A 23,728-nucleotide genomic window follows, 5' to 3' on the forward strand; every position below is an offset into this window, starting at 1 on the left:
CCGTCGCTGACGGTGTAGCTGACCTGGGTCTTGTCGGTCTGCCCTACAGCCAAGCGATCGAACGCCGTGCCCGGGTTGAAGCTGTAGCTGCCATCGGCGTTCAACGTGAAGGTGCCGCCGTTGGAGCCGGCAATCGACTGCCCCACGCTACCTGACACGCCATTGACCGCACTCACCGTCAGTGTCCCGCCATCGATATCGCTATCGTTGGCCAGCACACCTTGAGCGGCGGCGACGTTGAGGGTGGCGTTTTCACCGGTGCTACCGGTATCGGCGCGGGCCACCGGGGCATCATTGGTGCCGATGATATTGATAGTGATGGTCTGACTCGCAGAGCCATCAGCCGATTTCACCGTAAAGGTTTCGGTCCTAACCTGGCCTTCACCAAGGTATTGAACCTTGCTGTTATCGACATTGAAGGTCCAACGGCCATCAGCTGTGATGGAAAGCGAGCCCAGCGAGGAGGTCACACCGTCAGTCGCGCCACTGGCGCCCGTGAAGATCGCGCTACCCGGATTGAAACTCGACTGCCCGGTATCGACGTCTGTCACCGAGAGCAAACCTGTCGTCGCGAGTTTTCCACCGCTAACGCCGCTATCTTCCACGACGCTGCCAACAGCGGGGCCGCTGATGATAGCCACATCGTTCGTACCGACGATCGTCACAGTCAATGTGGCCACTGAAACATTGCCATGGCCATCACTGACGGTGTAACTGATCTGGGACGTGGTTTGTTCGCCCGCTGCGAGAGAGTTGTAGGTATTTCCCGGCAGGAATCGATAACTGCCGTCGGATTGCACGATGAACGTTCCGCCGTTGGAACCGGCGACAGATTTCCCAACGTTCTCCGAGTTGCCATCGATGGCAACGACATGCAGCGCCAACCTGTCACTACCCAGGTCAGAATCATTGGCTAGAACACCGTGTGCCGCATCGATGCTCAGCGTCTGCTCTTGCTGGGTGGAGCCAGTATCGGCAATCGCCGTTGGTGGCGTGGTGTCGACACCATAAGCGTGGGTGGTCGTTGCAGTGCCGGTGTTACCGGCCCCGTCGGTGTGGCTGACCGTGGCATTGACCCGATCAGTACCGGCGTTGGCCAGCACCGACCCCGGGACAGAGACGCTGAAGATGCCGTTGGCACCCACCGTCGTGGTGTAGGTCTGGCCGCCTACCTCGATCGTCACCGTGTCGCCGCTGACCGCATCGCCGCCGGCCCTGCCGCTCAGAGTGACATTCTGCCGCGCTTCTGTGGCATTGATCACGTCGTCGCTGGCTACGGCGTTCAGACTGATCGTGACGACCGGCGCATTGGTATCGACAGCATAGCTGCCGGCAGTATTGGCGGTGCCGGTATTACCAGCAGCATCGGTGTGGCTGACGACGGCCTGGATCGAACCGTTCTGGGCCAGCTGACTGCCGGGCACGGTGATGCTGAACGAGCCATCGGCTTTGACGCTGCCGCTGTAGGTCTGGTTGCCCACGGTCAGCGTCACGCGATCACCGGCGGCATACTCGCCGCTGACCTTGCCAGTCACCGGCATCGGTTGGCCGGCTTCGGCGGCATTGACGACATTATCGCCAGCGATGGTGTCCAGGGTGATGCCAAGCGTCGGTGGCACGGTGTCGACGCCATAGGCGTGCGTGGTGGTGGCAATGCCTGTGTTGCCGGCCGTATCGGTGTGACTGATCACCGCTGTCACCGTCGAGCCCTTTGCGGCCGCCAGCAGACCGCCCGGCACGACGACGCTGAAGGTCAAATCGTCGGCGACAGCCACCTGGTACTGCTGGTCACCGATCGCGATCGTGACAGTATCGCCCGCAACGGCATCGCCGCCAGCGCGTCCCGTCAAGGTGATGGACTCCCCGGACTCGGCAGCGTTGATCACGTCGTTACCGGCGATGGTATCCAACTGCACGGTCGGCGCAGGCGCATCGAGGTCGACACTGTAGGGCCGGATCGAGGTCGCAGTGACCACGATACCGTCACCGACATGTGTCAACGTCGCTGTCGCCGAGGGGAATTGCGCCAACACGCTGCCCGGGACGACGACCGCAAAGCTGAGATCCTCGTTCAGCACCGTGCTATAGGCAATACCACCGATGGTGATTGTCACCTGGTCACCTGCAACGGCATCGCCACCGCCTTTGCCGCTGAGCGTGATGTTCTGGTCCGACTCCGCGCGGTTGACGATGTCATCGATGGCGATGGCATCGAGGCTGACACTGACGACCGGGGGCGCCGTGCCTCCGCCGCCCGCCGCGCCATCGCCCGTCGTCGTGTTCGCCTCGGGATTGAAGCTGGCAGGCGTCACCGTTACCCGTTCGGGACTAGCCTGCGCCGCCGTATAACGGTAGGTGCTGGACTCTTCGCGCCCGGTCCGGGCGATATCGAAAGGCGCGGAGAAACCACCGCCGCCTGCAATCGTCCCGCCACCTTCTCCGGCACCGGCCGCCGGAGCTTCCTGAATGGCCGTGGGGTCCTGTCCTGAAGCGATGGCCGCTTGAAGTGCCGCTACCTCCGGATCCGCCGCGGCCGGATCCGCCATAGCGACCGTGGCGATGCCTTCGATAATCTGCAAGGTAAACGGTTGCCCTGCGCTCAACGGCAGCACGGTGCCGTCGGCAAGAACGAGTCGACCGCCATCCGGTGAGAAGAGGGTGGCGCCTTCCGGAACCGCCATCCCCTGAACCAGGGGCTTTTGGGGATCCATCAAAAAGACATTGCCATCGACTCGAACGATAACGACGAGAGCAGCCATCGACTTTCACCTCAGCAGACCGAAGACACGGGGAATCGGGGAAGCCCCATTATTCGCGAAAAGTAACCGTTTGGTATCCAGATGCAACAAAATTCTATTAATCATCCTGAAGAACTTTGATTAATCGTAGCTCAGTTTTTACAAACCTTAGTAAATCCAGCGTGTTATAAAATGTTAGCGCGATAGGGCTCGACCAAAGAGACGATTAGCACCTCAAATCGATCGCGTTATAAGATTGGGCGGGCCCACTTCCTCCCCGTGCGAGATCGCCATGCTCGATGCCATACCCGCCAACCTGAGCCACTCCTGCTCTTCCCGTGTTCAAGCGATGCCCGACAACCAGATCGTCGCGGTCGCCGATCTCGCCCGGCACGACGCCTCGGTCGTCAGGCTCTGGATCGGTGAGGGTGACCTGCCGACACCTGAATACATCAAACAGGCGGCAATGGATGCATTGACGGACGACGATACCCGCTACAGCTACTCTCAAGGGTTGCCCGAGCTTCGCCAGGCACTGGCCGACTACCATCGTCGCCATTGGCAGGTGGACGTCTCCAGCGATCGCTTCTGCGTTACCATCGGTGGCATGAATGCCGTCACCATGGCGATGCAGGCGATTCTCGATGAAGGAAGCGAAGTCATCATGCCCACCCCGGCCTGGCCCAATGCCAGGCAGATGATCGAGATCGTGGGAGGGGTCAACGTGCCGGTTGCCTTCGACTTCTACCCGGATGGCAATATCGAGCTCGACCTGGACAAGCTGTTCGCTAGAGTGACCGAGCGCACCCGTGCCGTCTTCATCAACTCACCGTCCAACCCGACGGGCTGGCGCATGCCGCTTGAGGATATGCGGCGGTTGAGAGACTTCTGCCGAGAGAAAGGGCTCTGGATCGTGGCAGACGAGGTCTACAATCACTTCGTCTATGACGGTGAAGGCCCAGCCTCCTCTTTCCTGCAGATCTGCGAGCCTGATGACAAGTTGCTGGTTACCAACACGTTTTCCAAGAACTGGTGCATGACCGGCTGGCGTGCGGGATGGATCACGTTCCCGGGCGGCATGGATCAATTGTTCGCCCGACTCTGCCAGTACAACACCACCGGCGTGGCATCGTTCATTCAGCGGGCCTGCATCGTCGCTCTCGAGGAGGGCGATGAGTTCATCGTCCAGCAGGTCGCCCGCTGCCAGGCATCGCGGGACGTCCTGGTCGACGGGCTGACCGCGCTGGACAACGTGACCGTATTCTCACCCGAAGGTACCTTCTACCTCTTCTTCAAGGTTCACGGGCTCGATGAATCCAGCCTGGAGACGGCCAAGCGGATTCTGCGGGAAGCCAAAGTCGGCGTAGCCCCGGGCAGCGCCTTCGGTCCGGAGGGTGAAGACTACCTTCGGATCTGCTTCGCCATCGATCCCGAGCTTGCCAAGGAAGCGCTCGACCGGCTGACTCCGTTCCTTACCGATCTGGCCGACGCGTCACGGGACACTACCGCCTATCTAGAGGGCTGAACGAGGGAAACACCGCATAAATGCCTGCGCAGGCGAATCGCTGCGTTGCGCGGTGCTCGAAGACTCGCCTAACCCCATGTTATGTCTCGTCTTCTGTGCTCCGTGCGCCTTGCGCTTCATCCTGCTCGTCGATTTATTCAGCATTTCCCGAGACTGCCCGCCATCTTCGGCGGGCAGTCTCGCGCGGCATCCGAAACCGTTCAGCAGGTCGACAGCCTTGCCAAGAGCTCGCTGCGGCGAGCCTCCGACATGAACGCGACTTCGATCGCGTTGCCCGCCAACTGCTTGAAAAGCTCCCGATCCCAGTCGAAGGCCTCGAAACACGCCAGGTAATTATTCAGCACGCCGCCACCGAAATAGGCCGGATCGTCCGAATTGAGCGTGACTTTCACCCCCTGCTCGAGCATCGCCGGCAGCGGGTGATCAACCATCGTCTCCACGACCTTGAGCCGCACATTGGACAGCGGGCAGACCGTCAGCGGAATCTGCGAATCTCGCAAGCGCTCGATCAGCGCCTCGTCCTGCAGACAGGCGACGCCATGGTCGACCCGACAGATATCGAGCACGTCCAATGCCTCACTGATATAGGCCGCCGGCCCCTCCTCCCCTGCGTGCGCTACGCGAGGAATGCCCAGCGCCTTGGCCCGTTCGAATACCGCCGCGAACTTGGCCGGCGGATTGCCCACTTCCGCGCTATCGAGCCCCACGGCGTCGATCGACTCGTAGAAGGGTGCTGCTTTCTCGAGCACGTCCATCGCTTCGCTCGCATCACGATCGCGCAGGAAGCTCATGATCAGTGCCGTGGTCATGCCCCAGCGGCGCTGTGCGTCTCGCATGGCACGGCGCAACCCCTCGAACGGGATCGCCAGCTCCACTCCCCGGTTCAGATGCGCCTGGGGATCGAATGACAATTCGACATGCACCACGCCCTCTTCGTGGGCACGCTCGAGGTACGCCATCGCCAGATCATGGAAATCCTGCTCGGTGTGCAGCACCCGCATACCCTGGTAGTAGAGATCCAGAAAAGATTGCAGATCACTGAAATCGTAGGCCGCGCGCACTTCATCTACCGTGTCGTAAGGCAGCGCCACGTTATTGCGCGCCGCCAGCGCGAACATCAGTTCCGGCTCCAGTGAACCCTCGATATGCAGATGCAGTTCGACCTTGGGCAGGCCCCGCAGCCAAGTCTTCATGTGCGTTCCTCGCCAGTTGATGGAATGCGATTCAGGATGCCGAAAATGAGTCGGCGAGGAAAGCATCGGCGGGGATGCCGACGGACGTCACGAGCGATACCCCTGGAGGCAAACTCCGTCGAAGAAACACCGTTCACGGGCAGTAAACGAGCATTTTGAGCCGGATTTCAACGCAATGTGGGCGAGCGCAGCTGTGTGCCGGCATTGTCGGGATCACACCCGCGTCGTCAGCACCTTGATACCCAACGCCACCATCGCCAGCCCCAGCACCCGGTCGATCCAATGACTGAAGCGTTTGAACGCACGATGAATTGGCGGAGTCGAGAGCAGTAGCGCTACCGCCGAGAACCAACCCAGTTGGATGAGCATGATCCAGGCGCCGTAGATGGCAATCTGGTATAGCGGCATCGACGGCGACAGCACGATGGTGAACAGCGAGACGAAATAGATGGGTGCCTTGGGATTGAGCGCGTTGCAGAGAAACCCGGTGCCGATGGTGCGCAGCGCCGAGCGCGCCACCACCACCGGGGCATCACCGATGTTAGCCGTCACGGCAGCCGGCCGTGAGCGCAACCCCTTGATCCCGAGATAGAGAAGGTAGGCCCCGCCCAGCAGCTTGATCGCCCACAGCGCTTCGGCGGAATTGGCGATCACCGCGGCGAGCCCGAAGGCGGAATAGACGATGTGGATCGACAGGCCCAACGCGATGCCCAGGCTGCACAGCAGGCCGATGCGCTTGCCGTGGTTGAGCGTCTGTTGGGTGACGAGGACGAAGTCCGGCCCCGGCGAGGCGGCCGCCAGCAGATGCACGAAGGTGATGACGACCAAACCGTGTAGGATTTCCATGACGACTCCTGCGATGCCGAAGAGAAGCGTGAGGTAATCCTGTCATGATCCAACACTTTCGCCATCAGGCCTACTGCAATCTGTGGTCGAACCATCGCCTGCTGAAGGCCTGCGCCAGATTGTCGGTGGCCGAGCTACAGGCCCGGCGCAGCAGCTTCTTCCCGTCGATCCATGCCACGCTCAACCATATCCTGGTCGTCGACGCCTACTACATCGACGCGCTCGAGGGGGGCACGCTCGGTCAGCGGGCGTTCGAGGACGAGACACCCCATGCGCGCATCGATACGCTTCTGCCGGCGCAGGAGATGCTGGACCGACGACTGATCGCTGTCTGCGACGAGCTGAAGCCTTCGACGCTCGCCGACAACGTCACGCTCGAGCGGGCCGACCGTCGACAGCTCGAGCCAGCACATCGCGTGCTGGCGCATCTCTTCGTCCACCAGACGCATCACCGTGGCCAGGTTCACGCCATGCTTTCGGAGACCGACGTCGCCCCGCCACAGCTAGACGAATTCTTCCTGCTCGACGAAGCACCGCTAAGGCAGGCGGAATTCGAGGCGCTGGGCATCAGCGAAGCGCAGGTGTGGGGGGCACTTCGCTGAAGGCGATCACGCCAACTCGCGATGCGCCTCGGCGAGCGCCGCCATGCTGTTGAAGCGAAAGTCGACCGTCGGCATGTCGCCGGGATTCATGGTCGCGCCGAAGCCTTCCTTGTCGTGGCGACGATAGATCCAGCAGTTGGCCAGTCCATAGCGGTTGGCCGGCTGGTGATCGTGGAACATGCTCTCGGCGGTATGCAGGATTTTCGACTTGTCGATCCCGCGCTCACCGAGTTTTTCCAGCATATAGTCGAAGTTGCGCGCCGCCGGCTTGTAGGAACCGATGTCCTCCGCCGTGTAGACCGCATCGAACTCGACGCCAAGCTTGCGTTGGCTGTAAGCGAAGCTCTCGTTGTCGACGTTGGATAGCACCACCAGCTTGTAGTGCTGCTTGAGATAACCAAGCGCCTCCGCCGTGTCAGCGAAAGCCGGCCACTGCTTGACGAAGTCACCGTAGGCCAGGCACTCGTCATGGTTGACCGCCACGCCCCACTCTTCCGCCAGGCGCTTGTAGACGACCGCCAACAGCAGCCGATACTGCAGGTGTGGCGTGTAACGCTGCTGGGTCGATTCATGTCGGGCGTGCGCCTCGAGCACCTGGTCGCGGCTCAGGCTCAGCCCGGTGCGCTGCAGCAGCGGCTGCAGCCCGGCGACCATGCCGCTCTCCCAGTCGATCAGGGTGCCGTAGACGTCGAAGGTCAGGGTGGTGAAATCCGTCAATTGCATGGTGTTCTCTCGGGTAGTGTCGAAATGCGTTTCCAGAGTCGTATGTCGATGCTTCAGCTGGCGTTCAACCGGACTCCGTGTTGAGCAGGCGTATGGCGACCTGGAGCTGCAGTCTGGCGTCGGCGTCGTTCAGGGGCATGCCCAGCGCCGTCTCCAATCGCTCGATCCGGTAACGCAGCGTGCTGATGTGGATATCGAGCGCCCGGGCGGTCTGCGCCAACTGGAAGCCGCTGTCCGCCAGCGCCGAGAGCGTCTCGACAGCACTCTGCCGCCGCGCGCCTTGCCCCAGGGCACGGGAGATGCGTTCGAGGAACAGCCGTCGCGCCTCGGCATCGCCTTCCAGCACCCGGTCGAACAGCAAGGCTTCGAAATCCCGGCGCTCCCCCGGCTTGAGGGAGGGCAGCAGACGCGCCACGTCGCCGACGCCCTCGGCAATGGCTGCCGTCCCCTGCGCTTCGCGACTGACCGCCATGGCCGCGGCGCCATCGTTGAGTTCGCGCCATAGCAGTGCCGTCGAGATATCGGTGCGAACCAGAAACAGCAACTGGTTGAGCGAGACGGAAATCAACGGCGGCAAGCCTTGGGTCTCGAGCTGCTCCCTCAGGCGACGCTCCCATTGCTCCCGACGCAGCAGCCCGTCCCGGCTCAGCGGGACCGGCTCGTTGAGCAGGATGGCGCAGACATGGTAGCCGGCTCGGGGGTCCCACCCCTGCAGCGACGCCCGCTCCAGCGCGGCCGGGGTGGGCTCGAACCGCCCTTCCAGCAACGAGTCGACGAAGGCGTAGCCGAGCCGGGTCTCCTGTGCCTGCAGCGCCCGCTGGTGGGACAGGTGCAGTGCAGAGATCAGGGCAGCCTGCTCGGCGGCGCGCCGTTCCAGCTCGCCGACGGGAGACGCCGTCTCGTCGATCCACAGCGTAGCGGCCGGCACCTCCAGGATCCGTACCGGACAGGCCAGCATCCGGCCACCGCCCTCCTCGCCCAGGGAGCGAGCCGAGACCGAGGTCAGAAACTGGGCATCGGCTAGCATGGCCGATGTCGGCAGGCGCATCGTCTCAAGCCCGGCGCTGCCTCCCAGCCATTCGCCCTCCAGACCGGTAAAGAACACATCCCGCTCGAGCAACAGGCTCAACGCCGTAGCGATATCGCCCAGACTGCGCGCAGTCAGCGCCGACCGGGTGAGGTCGCGATGAATCCTTTCCGCCTGGGCGATCAACTGCCCCTGACGAGCGATCAGCCAGGCGTGCACCTCTTCGGTGATCTGGCTGAACGGTACATCCCAGGGAATCTCCAGGAGCGGGAAGTCCAGCGATTCGGCGACGCGACGGCTGGTCTCGGGGAACGCAGTGAGAAACCGCGGCACCGCCAGCGCCACGCCGGCCAGCCTCTTCTTCACCAGCGCCTCGATCAGCGAGCGCTCGGCGGCCGGTTCGTCGGGCCAGTGGTAACCGGTGGTCAACAGCAGTTGACCCTCGCGAACCCAGGCGACGATATCGGGATGATCGACCATGTGCACCCAGCGCAACGGCCGACCCAACGAGCGCTCGCCGGCCACCACGCGAGCGTGACGCAGGTTGGTCTCGCGCAGCGCCGTGGCCAGGTCGAGCTCGACCGGCGGCCGCTTCAGGTCGGTTTCGTCAACCGACACGGCGGTCAGCCATCCAGCCGCGTCGAGACGAACTTGGTGTCGAGATATTCGTCGATGCCGTAACGACCACCCTCGCGACCCAGCCCGCTATCCTTGACGCCACCGAACGGCGCCTGGGGCACGGAAGGCGCACCGTCATTGACACCGACGATACCGTAGTCCAGCGCTTCGGAGACGCGCGCCGCCCGCCCCAGGTTGCGGGTCCACAGATAGGCGGCGAGACCGAACGGGGTGGCATTGGCGGCGGCGACCGCCTCCTCTTCGCTGTCGAAGGCGATCAGCGGAGCGACGGGACCGAAGGTCTCCTCCTGCATGATCTGCATGTCATTGGTAACGTCCGCGAGCACCGTCGGCGCAACGAAGAACCCGTCGACCTCACGCTCGGCCGTCAGGCGACGGGCTCCCTTGGCCAGGGCATCGTCGATATGAGACTGCGCCTTGTTGCGCCCCGCCTGGCTGACCAGCGGACCGATCTGGGTCGTCTCGTCGTCCGGCTGCCCCACGCGCAGTTCGTCGACCGCGGCCGTCAGACGCTCGGAGAAGGCGTCGAGAATGCCACGCTGAACGTAGATGCGGTTGGCACAGACGCAGGTCTGGCCACCATTGCGGAACTTGCTCGCCATCACTTCGGCCACCGCGGCCTCGATGTCGGCGTCGTCGAAGACCAGAAACGGCGCATGCCCACCCAGTTCCAGCGACATGCGCTTCATGGTGGCGGCGGATTTGGCGTAGAGATGCTTGCCGACCGGCGTGCTGCCGGTGAAGGTCACCTTGCGGATGCGTCGATCTTCCATCAGCACGTCGCTGACCGCTGCCGGCCGTTCGGCGGTGATCACCTGGAACACCTCCGCCGGCCCACCGGCCTGCTGCCAGAGCTGAGCCAGCAGCAGCGCCGTGACCGGCGCCTGCTCCGCCGGCTTGACGATCACCGAGCAGCCGGCCGCCAGCCCCGGCGCCACCTTGCGGGTGATCATCGCGGCCGGGAAGTTCCACGGCGTGATGGCGAGTACCGGGCCGACCGGCTGACGCAGCACGGCAAGGCGCTTGTCCGGATGCTGGCTGGGCAGAATGTCGCCATCGACACGCTTGGCCTGTTCCGCGTACCACTCCAGAAAGCTGGCGGCGTAGTCCACTTCACCCCGGGCTTCGCGGATCGGCTTGCCCATCTCCCGGGACATGGTGACGGCGAGGACTTCCTTGGCTTCCATCATCGCCTGGTGCCACGCCTTGAGCAGAGCTGACCGTTCGAAGGCGGTGGTCTTGCGCCACGCCTCGAAGCCGCGCTGGGCGTTGTCGGCGGCCAGCTTCGCCTGCGCCACGCCGCAGTCGGCGACCTCGGCGATCACCTCCCCGGTGGCGGGGGAACGCAAGGCGTAGCGGCTGGCATCAGCGGCATCGAAGCCGACGATGGAGGCGGCGTAGTAGCTGGCGTCGGCGGGAGGGCAAAGCGGCACGGCGGGATTCTGAGAAGATGATGAGGTAGCAGACATCGATCCGGTCACCTGTTCGAAACGTAGGAAGTCTGGCCATCCTACCCCTAGGCCGACACGAATTCCTCCTACTGAAAACAGGTATTATCCGTCAGATATCTCTACCAAAAACAGGATGATTAGACCACGTCGATCTTCGCGCCCACTTCTGCGGGCATCCGGTCGCGCCAGGTCCGGCCGGGATCGCCACTGGTCAGCAGGGTGTCGAAATCCGACAGCTCGGCAAAAAATGCCGCACGCATCACGTCGAGCTTGCTCTCGTCGGCGACCAGGATCCTGCGCTCCGCATGCTCGATGGCGGCCTGCTTGGGCGCCACTTCATGGAAGTGGAAACAGCTGGCTCCCTTTTCGGCATGGACGCCGGCGGCGGAGATCAACGCCTTGTTGATGCCCAGGCGTCGAATCGCCGTGGTGACGTCCTGCCCGCCGAAGGAGTCGGAAGCGGCGTAGTAGAGTCCCCCGAGCACCACCAAGCGCATGTTGGGCATGTCGCGCTGGCTGAACGCGTTGGCAACGTTGAGGGCGTAGGTCACGATGGTCACGTTCATCTCGCGCGGCAGCAACGCGCAGAACGGCATCAACGTCGTGCCGCAATCGACGAAGACGGTATCACCCTCCTCGATCATCGACACGATCGCCTCGCAGAGACGTTGCTTGGCCTTCGCGTAGCGGTCTCTCTGCGCATCGAGATTGTAGGCGACCGCGAATTGGGGGTTATCGGCCATCACCAGATGGCCACCGAAAGAGACGATAGCGCCATTGCTGGCGGCGATATCCCGCCTCACCGTCATTTCGGAGACATCGCACAGCGTCGCCGCGTCCGCCAGCGGAAGCGCACCGTGACGCCGGATCGCTTCACGGAGTCTCTCGAGCCTTACGGCGCTGCGGCCATTCATGAGGTTCTCCCGACATCATCTTCCAGACCAGGGTGTCGCGACAGCATCTCGCGTGGCATGCCTCCTCCTTGGAGGCACAGCAGGCAGCGCGGTATTGCCCTCGGTCGATGATCATACCCTGTCACGCAGCGAGGAGCCCGCAGGCTCCCCGTCGACGAATCCCTTCCCGCCAGGTTAGAACTGCCAGCCGACGCCGAAGTAGTAACCCCAGCCGGTGGAGCGCAACCCGAAACTGTCGCCGTGACTGTTGGGGAACGGCGCCATCTCGCCATCGTTCCACTGACCGCCGTTGTGGAAGTAACGCGCCACCGCCATGAACCGCAGGTGCGTGAACTGATACAGCAGCACGTTGGTCGCCACGGTCGATTCGTTGGTACGGGTCGGGTCGTTGTCGCCCAGGTCCGAGCCGAAGTCGTGGTTGGTGAAACCGACGTAGACCAGCGACGCACCGTTATCGAAGCTGCCCAGCGGATAGGAGTAGTTCAACTGGGCGCGATAGCCGTCCCAGGAGTGCTCGTTGGCGGCACCGTAGTTTTCCCACTGGCGACGCTTGTAGAGATTGAACGAGAGCCCGAGCGGTGAGCCGGTGTCGATATCGGTACCCAGGCCGGCGTAAAGCGTGTTCTGGCGGCTCTCGGTGGTGTGCCCCCAATCGAAGATATAGTCGAAGGCGACGAACCACTCCTTGAACGGACCGAAACTCAGGTCCTGGCCGGTCATGTCGTCGATGGAGAGACGCGGTTCCAGTTCCATGAACACCGGCGACCCCTTGTCGAAGATGCCGCTGTCGGCGGCGTTGCCAACGCCGAAGAACTTCGGAAAATCGATATAGCCGTAGAGATCCAGCGGCCCCTTGCGACCGAAGAACTCGTACTCCAGATAGATATCGTCGACCTGCTGCGGCCCGAAGCGGATGTTCTTGCTGCCAATGACGGTAAGGTTCTGATGGTACCAGTCGGAAAGATAGGGGCCATCGGCGGTTTGCCCTTCGGCGGTCGGCCCCTCGTCCGGCGTCTCCTGCTCGATGACCGGCGCATCGCCCTGGTCATCGGCGGCCCAGGCCGGAGACACGGCGAGCAGCATCGCTCCCACCCCCGCTGCCAGTGTCAGCCGCGAGTGACGAATGCCCCCGTCTGCCGGCCGCGCCGAATCCACCCTCGGCCATGCAAGTCGCTCTATCATGCGATCCCCCTACCTTGTTTGTTGTGACATCGTTGTTCGCTGCGTCTGAAAAATGCCTGCGCTCACCCACACGGCGTCTTCGCGCCGATTCTTGCCTTGCCTGGCTGTCGCTTATCGATTTTTCAAACAGAGCCTAGAGCACGGCCGTCTTGATTTTGTGACTATTTTTTCATTTACACTGTCGACCGACGCTGACTAGACACAAGCAGGTCTGGTAACGCCGCAGTGTAAAAAGCACCATATATAGGCCTACTCAAAGCTCAAAACTACTTTATGGGCTTGTTAAAAGAAAAACAATAAGTGACGAACAAAACCTAGAAATGTTAAAAATATCTCAGGAATTGCGATATCCGGGTGTCGACCGACGTCACTTCGGCCCATGATCGCAGGTGCCAGGCCGCGAGGTATTTTCTCTCGCTCGCCGATGCCCTTCATGCGCACTTCCTACCCACAAAGGCCAACACCAAGGACAACAACATGACACTCCTCATGGGTCTGGTCGGCGTCATCGTGCTGCTGCTGATCGCGCTGATCTTCTCGAGCGACCGCAAGGCGATTCGCTTGCGGACCGTCATCGGAGCTTTCGCCATTCAAGCCGGTATCGGCGCCTTCGTGCTCTACGTGCCTATCGGCCAGAGCGTGCTGGGCTCCGTCTCCAGCGCCGTCAGCCAGGTCATCAGCTACGCCAACGACGGCATCGGTTTCCTGTTCGGCAACCTGGCCGATCCGACCAATGTCGGCTTCGTCTTCGCCATCAAGGTGCTGCCGATCATCATCTTCTTCTCGTCGTTGACGGCGGTGCTCTACTACCTGGGCATCATGCAGTGGGTCGTGCGCATCCTGGGTGGCGCGTTGCAGAAAGTGCTGGGCACCTCGCGCACCGAATCGCTTTCCGCCACGGCCAACATCTTCGTCGGCCAGACCGAGGCGCCGCTGGTCGTAAGGCCATTCCTGGCCAGCATGACGCGCTCCGAGCTGTTCGCGGTCATGTGCGGCGGCCTGGCATCCGTCGCCGGCTCGGTGCTCGCCGGTTACGCCGAACTCGGCATCCCCATGGAGTACCTGATTGCCGCCTCGTTCATGGCGGCGCCCGGCGGCCTGCTGTTCGCCAAGATCCTGATGCCGGAAACGGAAACGCCCGACGACCGCACTCAGCAAGCCAAGGAGGTTCTGGAAGCCGAGGACAAACCGGCCAATGTGCTGGATGCCGCCGCTTCCGGCGCCTCGTCGGGGCTGATGCTGGCCGCCAACGTCGGCGCGATGCTGCTGGCCTTCATCGGTCTGATCGCCCTGATCGACGGCATCCTCGGTGGCGTCGGCGGCTGGTTCGGGATGGATTCGCTGAGCCTGTCGATGATCCTCGGCTGGCTGTTCTCCCCGCTGGCGTTCGTGCTCGGCATTCCCTGGCATGAAGCGACGCTGGCAGGTTCGTTCATCGGCCAGAAGCTGGTGGTCAATGAATTCGTGGCATACATCAACCTGGCCCCTTATATCAGCGGGGATACCGTGGTCGAGTCGACCGGTCAGGCGATGTCCCCTCACACCGCCGCGATCCTGTCGTTCGCGCTGTGCGGCTTCGCCAACCTCTCGTCGATCGCGATCCTGCTCGGCGGCCTCGGTACGCTGGCGCCCAGTCGCCGGCCCGAGATCGCCCGCTACGGCCTCAAGGCCGTACTCGCCGGCACCCTGTCCAACCTGATGTCGGCCACCCTGGCCGGGATCTTTCTGTCGCTGGCCGGTACCGCCTGACCCGGAGTGCTTGACGCACAATCACCACGAAGCCCCGGCAGACTGGACGGAATCGCGCCGGCAGCCGGGCCCGGCAGGAAACCGGCGCAAGACGCCGGACAAGGAGATAAATGGATGAGCAGTCTCGAGCACGCCGCCAGCCAGGCGCTGGCAATGATGGACCTCACCTCGCTCAACGATGACGACGACGAGGGTGCCATTCGAGCCCTGTGTCGTCGTACCGACACGCCATACGGCGCCCCTGCCGCGGTCTGCCTCTACCCCGCCTTCATCGACGCGGCGGATCGCGAGCTGACGGCGATGGGAATCCGCGACCGGGTGCGGATCGCCACGGTGACCAATTTCCCCGACGGCAGCGTCAACGTCGAGCGCGCCTGCCGGGAGACCCGGGCAGCCGTCGCGGCTGGCGCCGACGAGGTCGACGTGGTCTTTCCCTACAAGGCGCTGATCGGCGGCGATGCCGAGTCGGGACGCGCCCTGGTCTCCGCCTGCCGCGACGCCTGCGGCGACCGCCTGCTCAAGGTGATACTGGAAACCGGCGAGCTCAAGAACCCGGCGCTGATCCGCCAGGCGGCGGACATCGCCCTCGAGTGCGGTGCGGACTTCCTCAAGACCTCCACCGGCAAGGTGGCGACCAACGCCACGCTGGAGGCCGCCGAGATACTGCTTGGCGCCATTCGCGACAGTGGCCGTGACGTCGGATTCAAGGCCGCCGGCGGCATCCGCTCCAGCGACGATGCCAAGGCCTATCTGGACCTGGCCGCCAACATCATGGGCGAGGCGTGGCTCACGCCCGCGCACTTCCGCTTCGGCGCTTCCGGTCTACTCGACGCGCTGCTCGCGACACTGTCGGGCGATGACATCCAACCGACCCGCGGCGGATACTGACACGGTCGATCATGAGCGGAGAGTGCCATGCTGACGCAGGAAATCATTCGACGTAAGCGCGATGGACAGACCCTCGACCGCAAGATGCTCGACCTGGTCATGGGCGGCATCGCCGACGGCAGCATCGGCGACGCGCAGATCGGCGCGTTCGCCATGGCCGTCTATCTCAACGGCATGAACCGGGACGAGGCGGTGGCGCTGACCGAATCGATCCGCGACTCCGGGCAGGTGATGCGCTGGAACGACCTCGCATTTGACGGCCCAGTGCTCGACAAGCACTCCACCGGCGGGGTCGGCGATCTGGTGTCGCTGGTCCTCGGCCCCTGGGTCGCCGCCTGCGGCGGCCACGTGCCGATGGTCTCCGGTCGCGGCCTGGGCCATACCGGCGGCACCCTGGACAAGCTCGAATCGATTCCCGGCTACGACGTGACCCCGTCCGACGCCGTTTTCCGCCGCCTGGTGAAAGAGGTCGGCGTGGCGATCATCGGCCAGACCGGGTCGCTGGCGCCGGCCGACAAGCGTCTCTACGGCGTTCGCGACGTCACCGCCACGGTGGAGTCGATCCCGTTGATCGTGGCCTCGATTCTGGGCAAGAAGCTCGCCTGCGGCCTCGAGACGCTGGTGATGGACGTCAAGGTCGGCAGCGGCGCCTTCATGCCGACACAGGAAGCGTCCCGCGAACTGGCCGAGGCGATCGTCACCATCGGTTGCGGCGCGGGCACCCGGACCAGCGTATTGCTGACCGACATGAACCAGCCGCTGGCCGACTGCGCCGGCAATTCACTGGAAGTCTTCGAGGCACTGCAGTTGCTTGGCGGTCATGGCAAGGAGAGCCGCCTCTATCGGGTGACGCGGTCATTGGCCCGGGAAATGCTGCTCCAGTCCGGCCTGGCCAGCGATGCCGCAGATGCCGATGAACGGCTGGACCGCTCGCTCGACTCCGGCGAGGCACTCGAGCGCTTCTCGCGCATGGTGCAGGGTCTCGGCGGCCCTGGCGATCTGGCGGAGCGTGCCGGCCACTATCTTCCTACCGCCCCGGTCACTGTCGATCTCGACGCGGATCGGGCAGGTTTCCTCAGCGCCATCGACACGCGCGCGCTCGGCCTCGGCGTGGTCGAGTTGGGCGGCGGCCGGCGTAACGCGGGTGATGCCATCGATCACCGAGTCGGACTGTCACACATCGTCCCGCTCGGCCAGCGCATCGAATCGGGACAGCCGCTGGCACGCATCCATGCCGTGGATCGGGCCGATGCCGATGCCGTCAGCCAACGCCTGCGTCGCGCCTTCGACCTGAGCGAGGCGCCCGTCGAGCCGCCGCCGCTGGTTCATGCCACGCTGCGTCAGGAAGACCTGTCATGAACGAGGAAAAGAGATGAAACGCGCGATTCTGCTGGTCCTCGACTCCTTCGGCATCGGCAATGCGCCGGACGCCGCGGAATTCGGCGACGCCGGTTCCGACACGCTCGGCCATATCGCCCGCTATCGCACCGATGCCGGCCGGCCGCTCGAGCTACCCAACCTGGCTCGCCTGGGGCTCTATCATGCCCATCGGCTGAGCACCGGCGACTGGGCGGCCGGCGTCGACGTTCCCGACACCGTCACGGGCGCCTGGGCCTGTGCCCGCGAAATCTCCTCCGGCAAGGACACCCCTTCCGGTCACTGGGAAATCGCCGGCGTACCGGCACTGTTCGAATGGGGCTACTTCACCGAACGCGAGAACAGCTTTCCACCAGAACTGCTCGAGACGTTGATCGAGCGTGCCGACCTGCCCGGCGTGCTCGGTAACTGCCACGCCTCCGGCGTGCCGGTGATAGAGGCGCTGGGCGAGGAGCACATCACCAGCGGCAAGCCGATCGTCTACACCTCGGCGGATTCGGTATTCCAGATTGCCGCCCACGAGCACCACTTCGGCCTCGAGCGCCTCTATCGGCTGTGCGAGATCGCGCGTGAACTGCTGATGCCCTACAACATCGGCCGCGTCATCGCCCGGCCTTTCGTCGGGGAAACGGCTTCGGGTTTCATGGGAGAAACGGCTTCGGGTTTCGAACGCACCGGCAATCGCCGCGACTATGCCATCGAACCGCCGACCCCGACCGTGCTGCAGAAGCTGCACGACAGCGGCGGCACGGTGCTCGGTGTCGGCAAGATCAGCGATATCTACGCCCGCTGCGGCATCAGCGAGGTACGCAAGGCGCACGGCTTCGAGGCACTGTTCGACGCCACGCTGAAGGCGATCGACGACGCCGGAGACCGGACGCTGGTGATGACCAATTTCGTCGACTTCGACACGCTCTACGGCCACCGTCGCGACCCGGAAGGCTATGCCGGCGCCCTGGAAGCCTTCGACCGGCGTCTGCCGGAAGTGATGGCCAGGCTCGAGCCCGGCGACCTGCTGATCCTCACCGCCGATCACGGCAACGACCCGACCTGGCGCGGGACCGACCACACCCGTGAGCAGGTACCCATCCTGATCGCAAGTGACGGGCTGGCGCCGGGCGGCTATGGCCGCCGTGAGAGCTACGCCGATATCGGCCAGACGCTGGCCGAGCATTTCGGACTGAACCCGATGGATCATGGGCGTTCACTACTGACGGAATCGCCCCAGGGAGACAAATGATGGCAACCCCGCATATCGATGCCCAGCCGGGCGCCTTCGCCGACACCGTGTTGATGCCTGGCGACCCGCTGCGCGCCCAGTTCATCGCCGAAACCTTTCTCGACGATGTCGAGTGCGTCACCCGGGTGCGCAACATGCTCGGCTTCACCGGCACCTACCAGGGTCGCAGGATCTCGGTGATGGGCAGCGGCATGGGCATTCCTTCCTGCTCCATCTACGCCAAGGAGCTGATCACCGAATACGGCGTCGAGCGACTGGTTCGGGTCGGCTCCTGCGGTGCGGTGCGCGACGACGTCGCGGTCAACGATATCGTCATCGGCATGGGGGCGAGCACCGACTCCGGCGTCAACCGGGCGCGCTTCGGCGGTCACGATTTTGCCGCCATCGCCGATTTCGACCTCGTCCGCCATGCAGCGGACGCCGCCCGCGAACGCGGTACGAAGATCAAGGTCGGCAACCTGTTTTCGGCGGATCTGTTCTACACGCCGAACGTCGAGTTCTTTCAGACCATGAAGCGCCACGGCATTCTCGGCGTCGAGATGGAGGCTGCCGGCCTGTATGGTGTCGCCGCCGAATTCGGCGCCCGCGCACTGACCGTGTGCACCGTCTCCGACCATATCCTCGCCGGCGAAGCCCTCGATGCCCAGGCGCGCCAGACCGGCTTTTCCGAGATGATGGCGATCACCCTGGAAGGGTTGTTGCGCGATGATCGGGAGACGAATCGATGAAACCGGCCGTGACCGATATCCAGGTGTCCGATGAAGTCCGACGAACGGCGCTGAACGTTCGCGACAACGCCTACGTGCCCTATTCCGGCCATCCGGTGGGCGCGGTGCTGATCAGCGAGAGCGGCGAGACCTACGCGGGTTGCAACGTCGAGAGCGCCAACTACAAGGGCCTCTGCGCCGAGGCCAGCGCCATCGCCGGGCTGGTTTCCAGCGGCGAGCGCGAGATACGCGAGATCTACGTCATCGGCCCCGGCGAGCACCTCTGCACGCCCTGTGGCGACTGCCGTCAGCGCATTCGCGAATTCGCCACGCCGGAGACCCGGATCGTGGTCCTCGACGGCGAGGGCCGCCCGCTCAAGCGCTACACCATGGACGAACTGCTGCCCGACTCCTTCGGTCCGGAAAACCTGGACAAGACCTCAGGGATGCGCTGAGCGATGTGCGACGAGCTCGCCTTTCGCGTGGCAGCGCCCGACGACCTGCCGACGCTCTGGTCGATTCGTAACCGGGCGGCAAGGGTTCAGTGCGCGAGGCACTACCCGCCCGCCGCATTGGAGACCTGGCTCGCGGCCGCACCGAGCGACGGCTTCCGACACTTTCTCCAACAGGGTCACGCGATCGTGGCGGAACGGAGGCGGAACATCGTTGGCTACACCGTCGTCGACGTCGGCGAACGGGAGCTGGAGGCGCTGTTCGTCGCGCCGAACCATTTCCGGCGCGGTTGTGGTTCGCAGTTGCTGGCACGAGCCGAGGAGTTGGCCAGCCAGGAAGGCATCGTCACCTTGACGCTCTCCGCCGCGCTCAACGCCATCGACTTCTATCTCGCCCACGGTTACGAACTGGTCACCATCGATGACCACGCTCATCGCAGCGGGGTGAGGTTGGCGCGCGGCATGATGCATAAGTCGCTCAAGATCTCACGCCGATCGTCCTGAACCCGATATTGCTGCTCGAAGCTGCCGGTGTGTTCGAGGTACGCGCCGCGTTCCGGTAGCGATTGCAGTACGAGTCGTGGCAAAGAAACGAGCCGCCTCGCATCACGCGGCGCGCGACGTCGGGTGGTCCCGGCGGGTTGCTCAACGGCGAGCGCGCGTAGTACTCGGGATCGAAGCCATCGCCGCACCACTCCCAGACATTGCCGACCGTCTGATACAGGCCGTAACCATTGGGCGCGAAGGCCTCGACCGGCGCGGTGAAGCGCCAGCCATCCTCGATGAGATTGGTGTGGGGGAAGTCGCCTTGCCAGATGTTGCAGCGCCATGCCCCGCAGTCGTCCGTCACGTCGTCACCCCAGGGATAGCGGCATCCCGCCAGTCCGCCACGCGAGGCGTACTCCCATTGTGCTTCACTGGGCAACCAGCGCCCCGCCCATTGACAGTACGCCACGGCATCGCGCCAACTGACGTGAACGACCGGATGATCCAGCAGGTCATCCACCGTCGACAACGCCCCGCCCGGGGCGCGCCAATACGCACCCCGTACCGCGACCCACCACGCCATGCCGTCAAGGGAGTCGAGCACGTCCTCCGTCGGTGCCTGGACCTGATGGCGAAACACCGCCGAGACTCTCCACCGCTCGGCCTCCGTGCGATATCCCGTGGCGTCGACGAAACGCGCGAAATCGCGGTTGGTAACGGTGGTCGCATCGATGACGAACGCGTCGAGATAGACCGCATGCGTCAGGTGTTCGCCATCGCGACGGTTGGCGATGTCGGTACCTTCCCCCATGACGAACGAACCGGCGGGAACGGCCACCTGCTCGATCGGATGGCTACCGGCTCCCGCCAGTCGACGCGAAAGCCCGTCGGCCCCGGCCTCCGGGTTCTTGCGCGCCGACGTCGGGGTACAGCAGGCACGACCGTTCGATACCATTCGAAACGCCCCATTCAGCGCCAAGGCGCCGCCCATGTCGACGTATGGGTCGCGCTTTCGGCCCGCCAACGTGCGATCACCTGCTGAAGGTGATCGCGCAGCGCTCGGCAGGAGGGGTCATCCCAGCGGTTGTCGAGCTCGTCGGGATCGCTTTCCAGGTCGAAGAGCTGCCCCTCGTCACTGTCGACGAAGGTCACCAGCTTCCAGCGATCGTCACGCACCATGGTCATCAACTCGGTGTCGGTCAGGATGAAATCGCGGGCGTGCTCGGCGAAGACGTGCTCGCGACCCGCCCACGCCTTGCCCTGCAGTGCCGGCAAAAGTGACTGCGCTTCCATCCAGACCGGCGGTTCGACACCCGCCAACTCGAGAACGGTCGGCCCCAGATCCATGAGCGAAGTCAAACCTTCGATGCGCTGGTTCCCTCGCACGAACTTCGGCCCCCAGACGATCGCGGGGACATGCACACTCGCCTCGTACATATTCCATTTCTGGCTATGACCGTGGTCGTTGAGGCAATCGCCATGATCCGAGGTGAACACGATGATGGTGTCCTCGAGGACGCCCCGCCGCTCCAAGGCGTCGAGCAGCCGCCCGACTTGCGCATCGATCATCGTCACGTTGGCATGATAGTGGCGCCGCTGGCGGACCATCTGCTCGGGGGTCGGATGCTCCAGATGCTTGACCGCATCATGATCGTTGTCGAGATGGTTCCGGCGCAGCGCCCTGAGCGGCGCCGGCTGACTGGCGATGTCGTCCGCGCCGCCGACCGGCATCGGCACGTCACGCGTCTCGAACGGTCGGAGGTATTCAGGCGTGGGATCGTAGGGGGGGTGCGGTCCGGGAAACCCAATCTGCAGAAAGAACGGCTCGTCACCGGGGTAACGCTCGAGCCACATGGCCGCGAAGTCACCGACGAAGTTGTCGGCATGCAGCTCGGCGGGCGCCTCCCAGACGAAAGCTCCCAGGCGATCGTCATAGTCGGCGCGGTGACGGTAGGTCACCCGGCTCGGCTTGTCGACGCCCCGGGCCCACAACGCCTTGTCCCACTGGTCGAGGAAGAACGGCAGGTTGGGATGGTCGCGATCCTTGTTCTCGACCACGTGGCGCTCGTGGAAGCCGAGCGGCGTCTCGTACGGGAAGGTATGCATCTTCCCGATGTTGGCGCAGCGGTAGCCAGCCTGCGCCAGTTGTTCGACCCACGAATGCCGCCACGGCTCGTCGTTTCGGAACACACCGGTGCTGTGCGGATAGAGGCCCATGAACAGACTGGCTCGTGACGGTGCGCAGGATGGCGCCGTGACGTAGGTTCTCGCGAAGGTAGTGCCCTCCTGGACCAGCCGATCAAGATTCGGAGTGATCGCGTGCTCATGTCCCAGTGCGTGGATCGTGTCGAATCGCTGCTGGTCCGTGATCACGAACATGATATTGGGAACTTTCCTCTCTGACATGGACGCGGCTCCTTGCTCCATTGATGGCGATTTCACAGCTCGCTGCGATAGGTTTCGGTGATCGCGATGACGCAGGCGAGGCTGACCAATGTCATGGCAAACAGATAGAGCGCCGGCCCCCAGTAACTACCGGCGAAGGCACTGGCCAGCGCGGCGGCGATCAACGGCGTCGGTGCACCGCCCAACAGCGCCGAGCCCTGATAGATCATGCCGAGCGAGGTGTAGCGTACGCGCGTCGAGAACATCTCGGCGAAGAAGGTGCCCTGAATGGTGAACATCAGCCCAGTGCCCACCGCCTGCACCACGATGATGGTCGGCCAGACGACCCAGGCCTCTCCGGTGGACAGCAGGGGAAAATAGGCCAGCCCCCCGATGGCGCAGACGACGATGCCCGCCATGTAGACCGGACGGCGCCCCACCCGGTCGGAGAACATGCCGATCAGCGGTGTCAGGAAGACCTGTACCGCGGCGGACATGACGAAACCGGTCAGCATCATCTGCTGCGACAATCCCAGCGTCGACGTGGCGTAGGCGATACCGAACACGTTGATGACGTTGAAGGTCACCGCATCGGCCATGCGCGCGCCGAGTCCGAGCAACAGATGGCCCGGTTGCTCGCGAAGCAGGCTCATCAACGGGATGTGACGCGCGGGCTCTTGTGTCTTTCGCTTGCGGAAGACTTCCGTCTCTGGCAGCGAACTGCGAAGGAACAGTGCGAAGACGAGAAAGACACCGCTCAGCAGAAACGGAATCCGCCAGCCCCACGCCAGAAAGCTCGACTCCGGCAACAGTTGGACCAGGGAGAAGACCCCGGTAGAGACCAGCAGCCCCATCGGCGTACCCAACTGGTGAAAGCTGCCCATCAGCCCGCGCTTTCGGCTCGGCGCGTTCTCCAGCGCAACCAGCGCACCGCCGCCGAACTCACCGCCTATTCCCAGCCCCTGCACGATACGAAGGGTAATCAGCGCCGCGGGCGCCCACCAGCCGATCGATTCGTAAGTCGGCACGAGCCCCATCAACAGCGTGCATACGCCCATGATGAGAACGGTGATGATCAGCATCGTCTTGCGACCGTGCCGGTCTCCGAAGTGGCCGAACAGCAACGCACCAATGGGGCGGGCGATGAAACCGGCGGCGAAGGCGCCGAACGAGGCCATCAGGCTGACGGAAGCGTCGGCATCGGCGAAGAACAGTTGCGGAAACACCAGCGCCGAGGCGATGCCGTAGAGATAGAAGTCATACCATTCGATGAAGGCACCGCTGAACGCAGCAAATGCCGCCTTCCTGGATTTGCCCTCTGACCGCGTGGGGTCCTGCAGATCATCGACGCTCATGACATTCCTCTCGTTTGGCGAACCCCGTCAGGAGGCAGCGGGCCCATGACCCAAGTTGTCGTTGGTGATCCAGTCACGATGAGACGGCGCATGCCAATGCTCTTATGAGCGCCATGAGTCTCAAACGAGCAAGAGCGTATGCTGGTACTATCGCCCGGGGCAAGTTTTCGACCGACGACTACAACTAAGGATGTAGAGGGAGGCTTTATGACGGATGCCAGCAAAACTCGGCCACAAAGGGCTTCTGTC

The 23,728-nt window shown here is 63.5% G+C and carries 20 protein-coding genes; 9 read left to right on the forward strand and 11 right to left on the reverse strand.

The window, feature by feature from the left end; all coding sequences use genetic code 11:
• A partial coding sequence (locus tag DOM54_RS08130; RefSeq protein WP_162619794.1) for a retention module-containing protein occupies positions 1-2,759 on the reverse strand: 2,759 nt, incomplete at its 3' end.
• Between the two features lie 271 nt (positions 2,760-3,030).
• Here DOM54_RS08130 and DOM54_RS08135 point away from each other — a divergent pair.
• Positions 3,031-4,263: a pyridoxal phosphate-dependent aminotransferase gene (locus tag DOM54_RS08135; RefSeq protein WP_110715871.1), complete on the forward strand. Its 1,233-nt coding sequence runs from the start codon at positions 3,031-3,033 to the stop codon at positions 4,261-4,263.
• Positions 4,264-4,463: 200 nt separating this feature from the next.
• Here DOM54_RS08135 and DOM54_RS08145 read toward each other — a convergent pair whose 3' ends face one another.
• Both DOM54_RS08145 and DOM54_RS08150 read right to left on the reverse strand, forming a co-directional pair.
• The gene (locus DOM54_RS08145) at positions 4,464-5,456 is read right to left on the reverse strand and encodes an adenosine deaminase (protein WP_110715872.1); all 993 of its coding nucleotides are present in this window, start codon (positions 5,454-5,456) and stop codon (positions 4,464-4,466) included.
• 213 nt (positions 5,457-5,669) lie between these two features.
• Positions 5,670-6,302 (reverse strand): LysE family translocator, encoded by a 633-nt coding sequence (locus DOM54_RS08150; RefSeq protein ID WP_110715873.1) that lies wholly within the window; start codon positions 6,300-6,302, stop codon positions 5,670-5,672.
• Positions 6,303-6,346: 44 nt separating this feature from the next.
• Here DOM54_RS08150 and DOM54_RS08155 point away from each other — a divergent pair, with 44 nt between their 5' ends.
• The gene (locus DOM54_RS08155; RefSeq protein ID WP_110715874.1) at positions 6,347-6,904 is read left to right on the forward strand and encodes a DinB family protein; all 558 of its coding nucleotides are present in this window, start codon (positions 6,347-6,349) and stop codon (positions 6,902-6,904) included.
• A gap of 6 nt (positions 6,905-6,910) precedes the next feature.
• On the opposite strand, the gene DOM54_RS08160 is transcribed toward DOM54_RS08155, so the two are convergent.
• The 5 genes from DOM54_RS08160 to DOM54_RS08180 all read right to left on the reverse strand — a co-directional run bounded on the left by DOM54_RS08160 (position 6,911) and on the right by DOM54_RS08180 (position 12,840).
• Positions 6,911-7,627: a haloacid dehalogenase type II gene (locus DOM54_RS08160; RefSeq protein WP_110601197.1), complete on the reverse strand. Its 717-nt coding sequence runs from the start codon at positions 7,625-7,627 to the stop codon at positions 6,911-6,913.
• Between the two features lie 64 nt (positions 7,628-7,691).
• Positions 7,692-9,272, reverse strand: coding sequence for a PucR family transcriptional regulator (locus DOM54_RS08165; protein ID WP_206019055.1), 1,581 nt, complete (start codon positions 9,270-9,272; stop codon positions 7,692-7,694).
• Positions 9,273-9,277: 5 nt separating this feature from the next.
• Entirely contained in the window at positions 9,278-10,762 is a 1,485-nt protein-coding gene (locus DOM54_RS08170) for an NAD-dependent succinate-semialdehyde dehydrogenase (RefSeq protein ID WP_110715875.1), read from the reverse strand.
• A 119-nt stretch (positions 10,763-10,881) separates the two neighbouring features.
• Positions 10,882-11,658 (reverse strand): DeoR/GlpR family DNA-binding transcription regulator, encoded by a 777-nt coding sequence (locus DOM54_RS08175; RefSeq protein ID WP_110715876.1) that lies wholly within the window; start codon positions 11,656-11,658, stop codon positions 10,882-10,884.
• Between the two features lie 174 nt (positions 11,659-11,832).
• On the reverse strand, positions 11,833-12,840 hold the full coding sequence (locus DOM54_RS08180; protein ID WP_240613816.1) for a nucleoside-specific channel-forming protein Tsx: 1,008 nt from the start codon (positions 12,838-12,840) through the stop codon (positions 11,833-11,835).
• A gap of 477 nt (positions 12,841-13,317) precedes the next feature.
• On the opposite strand from DOM54_RS08180, the gene DOM54_RS08185 reads away from it, so the two are divergent.
• From DOM54_RS08185 to DOM54_RS08215, 7 genes are all read left to right on the forward strand, one after another.
• On the forward strand, positions 13,318-14,589 hold the full coding sequence (locus tag DOM54_RS08185) for a NupC/NupG family nucleoside CNT transporter (protein WP_110716072.1): 1,272 nt from the start codon (positions 13,318-13,320) through the stop codon (positions 14,587-14,589).
• 114 nt (positions 14,590-14,703) lie between these two features.
• Entirely contained in the window at positions 14,704-15,477 is a 774-nt protein-coding gene (gene deoC / locus DOM54_RS08190; RefSeq protein WP_110715878.1) for a deoxyribose-phosphate aldolase, read from the forward strand.
• 27 nt (positions 15,478-15,504) lie between these two features.
• Entirely contained in the window at positions 15,505-16,836 is a 1,332-nt protein-coding gene (gene deoA / locus DOM54_RS08195) for a thymidine phosphorylase (protein WP_110715879.1), read from the forward strand.
• Between the two features lie 13 nt (positions 16,837-16,849).
• Positions 16,850-18,094: a phosphopentomutase gene (locus DOM54_RS08200; RefSeq protein WP_110715880.1), complete on the forward strand. Its 1,245-nt coding sequence runs from the start codon at positions 16,850-16,852 to the stop codon at positions 18,092-18,094.
• The gene (gene deoD, locus DOM54_RS08205) at positions 18,094-18,822 is read left to right on the forward strand and encodes a purine-nucleoside phosphorylase (RefSeq protein ID WP_110715881.1); all 729 of its coding nucleotides are present in this window, start codon (positions 18,094-18,096) and stop codon (positions 18,820-18,822) included. Before DOM54_RS08200 ends, deoD begins: the two co-directional genes overlap by 1 nt.
• Positions 18,819-19,256, forward strand: a complete 438-nt coding sequence (locus DOM54_RS08210) for a cytidine deaminase (protein ID WP_110715882.1) — start codon at positions 18,819-18,821, stop codon at positions 19,254-19,256. Before deoD ends, DOM54_RS08210 begins: the two co-directional genes overlap by 4 nt.
• Positions 19,257-19,259: 3 nt before the next feature.
• Positions 19,260-19,757, forward strand: a complete 498-nt coding sequence (locus DOM54_RS08215) for a GNAT family N-acetyltransferase (protein ID WP_110715883.1) — start codon at positions 19,260-19,262, stop codon at positions 19,755-19,757.
• Here DOM54_RS08215 and DOM54_RS08220 read toward each other — a convergent pair.
• The 3 genes from DOM54_RS08220 to DOM54_RS08230 are packed head-to-tail and all read right to left on the reverse strand — an operon-like array spanning position 19,732 to position 23,479.
• Entirely contained in the window at positions 19,732-20,694 is a 963-nt protein-coding gene (locus DOM54_RS08220) for a formylglycine-generating enzyme family protein (RefSeq protein ID WP_110716073.1), read from the reverse strand. The two genes, DOM54_RS08215 and DOM54_RS08220, sit on opposite strands and share 26 nt — an antisense overlap.
• 14 nt (positions 20,695-20,708) lie before the next feature.
• Positions 20,709-22,145, reverse strand: a complete 1,437-nt coding sequence (locus DOM54_RS08225) for a sulfatase family protein (protein ID WP_110715884.1) — start codon at positions 22,143-22,145, stop codon at positions 20,709-20,711.
• Between the two features lie 32 nt (positions 22,146-22,177).
• A complete protein-coding gene (locus DOM54_RS08230) occupies positions 22,178-23,479 on the reverse strand; it encodes an MFS transporter (RefSeq protein ID WP_110715885.1) in 1,302 nt (433 codons plus the stop codon).
• Between the last annotated feature and the right edge of the window lie 249 nt (positions 23,480-23,728).

This window comes from Salinicola acroporae (assembly GCF_003206615.1).
In the GTDB taxonomy this organism is placed as follows: Bacteria; Pseudomonadota; Gammaproteobacteria; order Pseudomonadales; family Halomonadaceae; genus Salinicola; species Salinicola acroporae.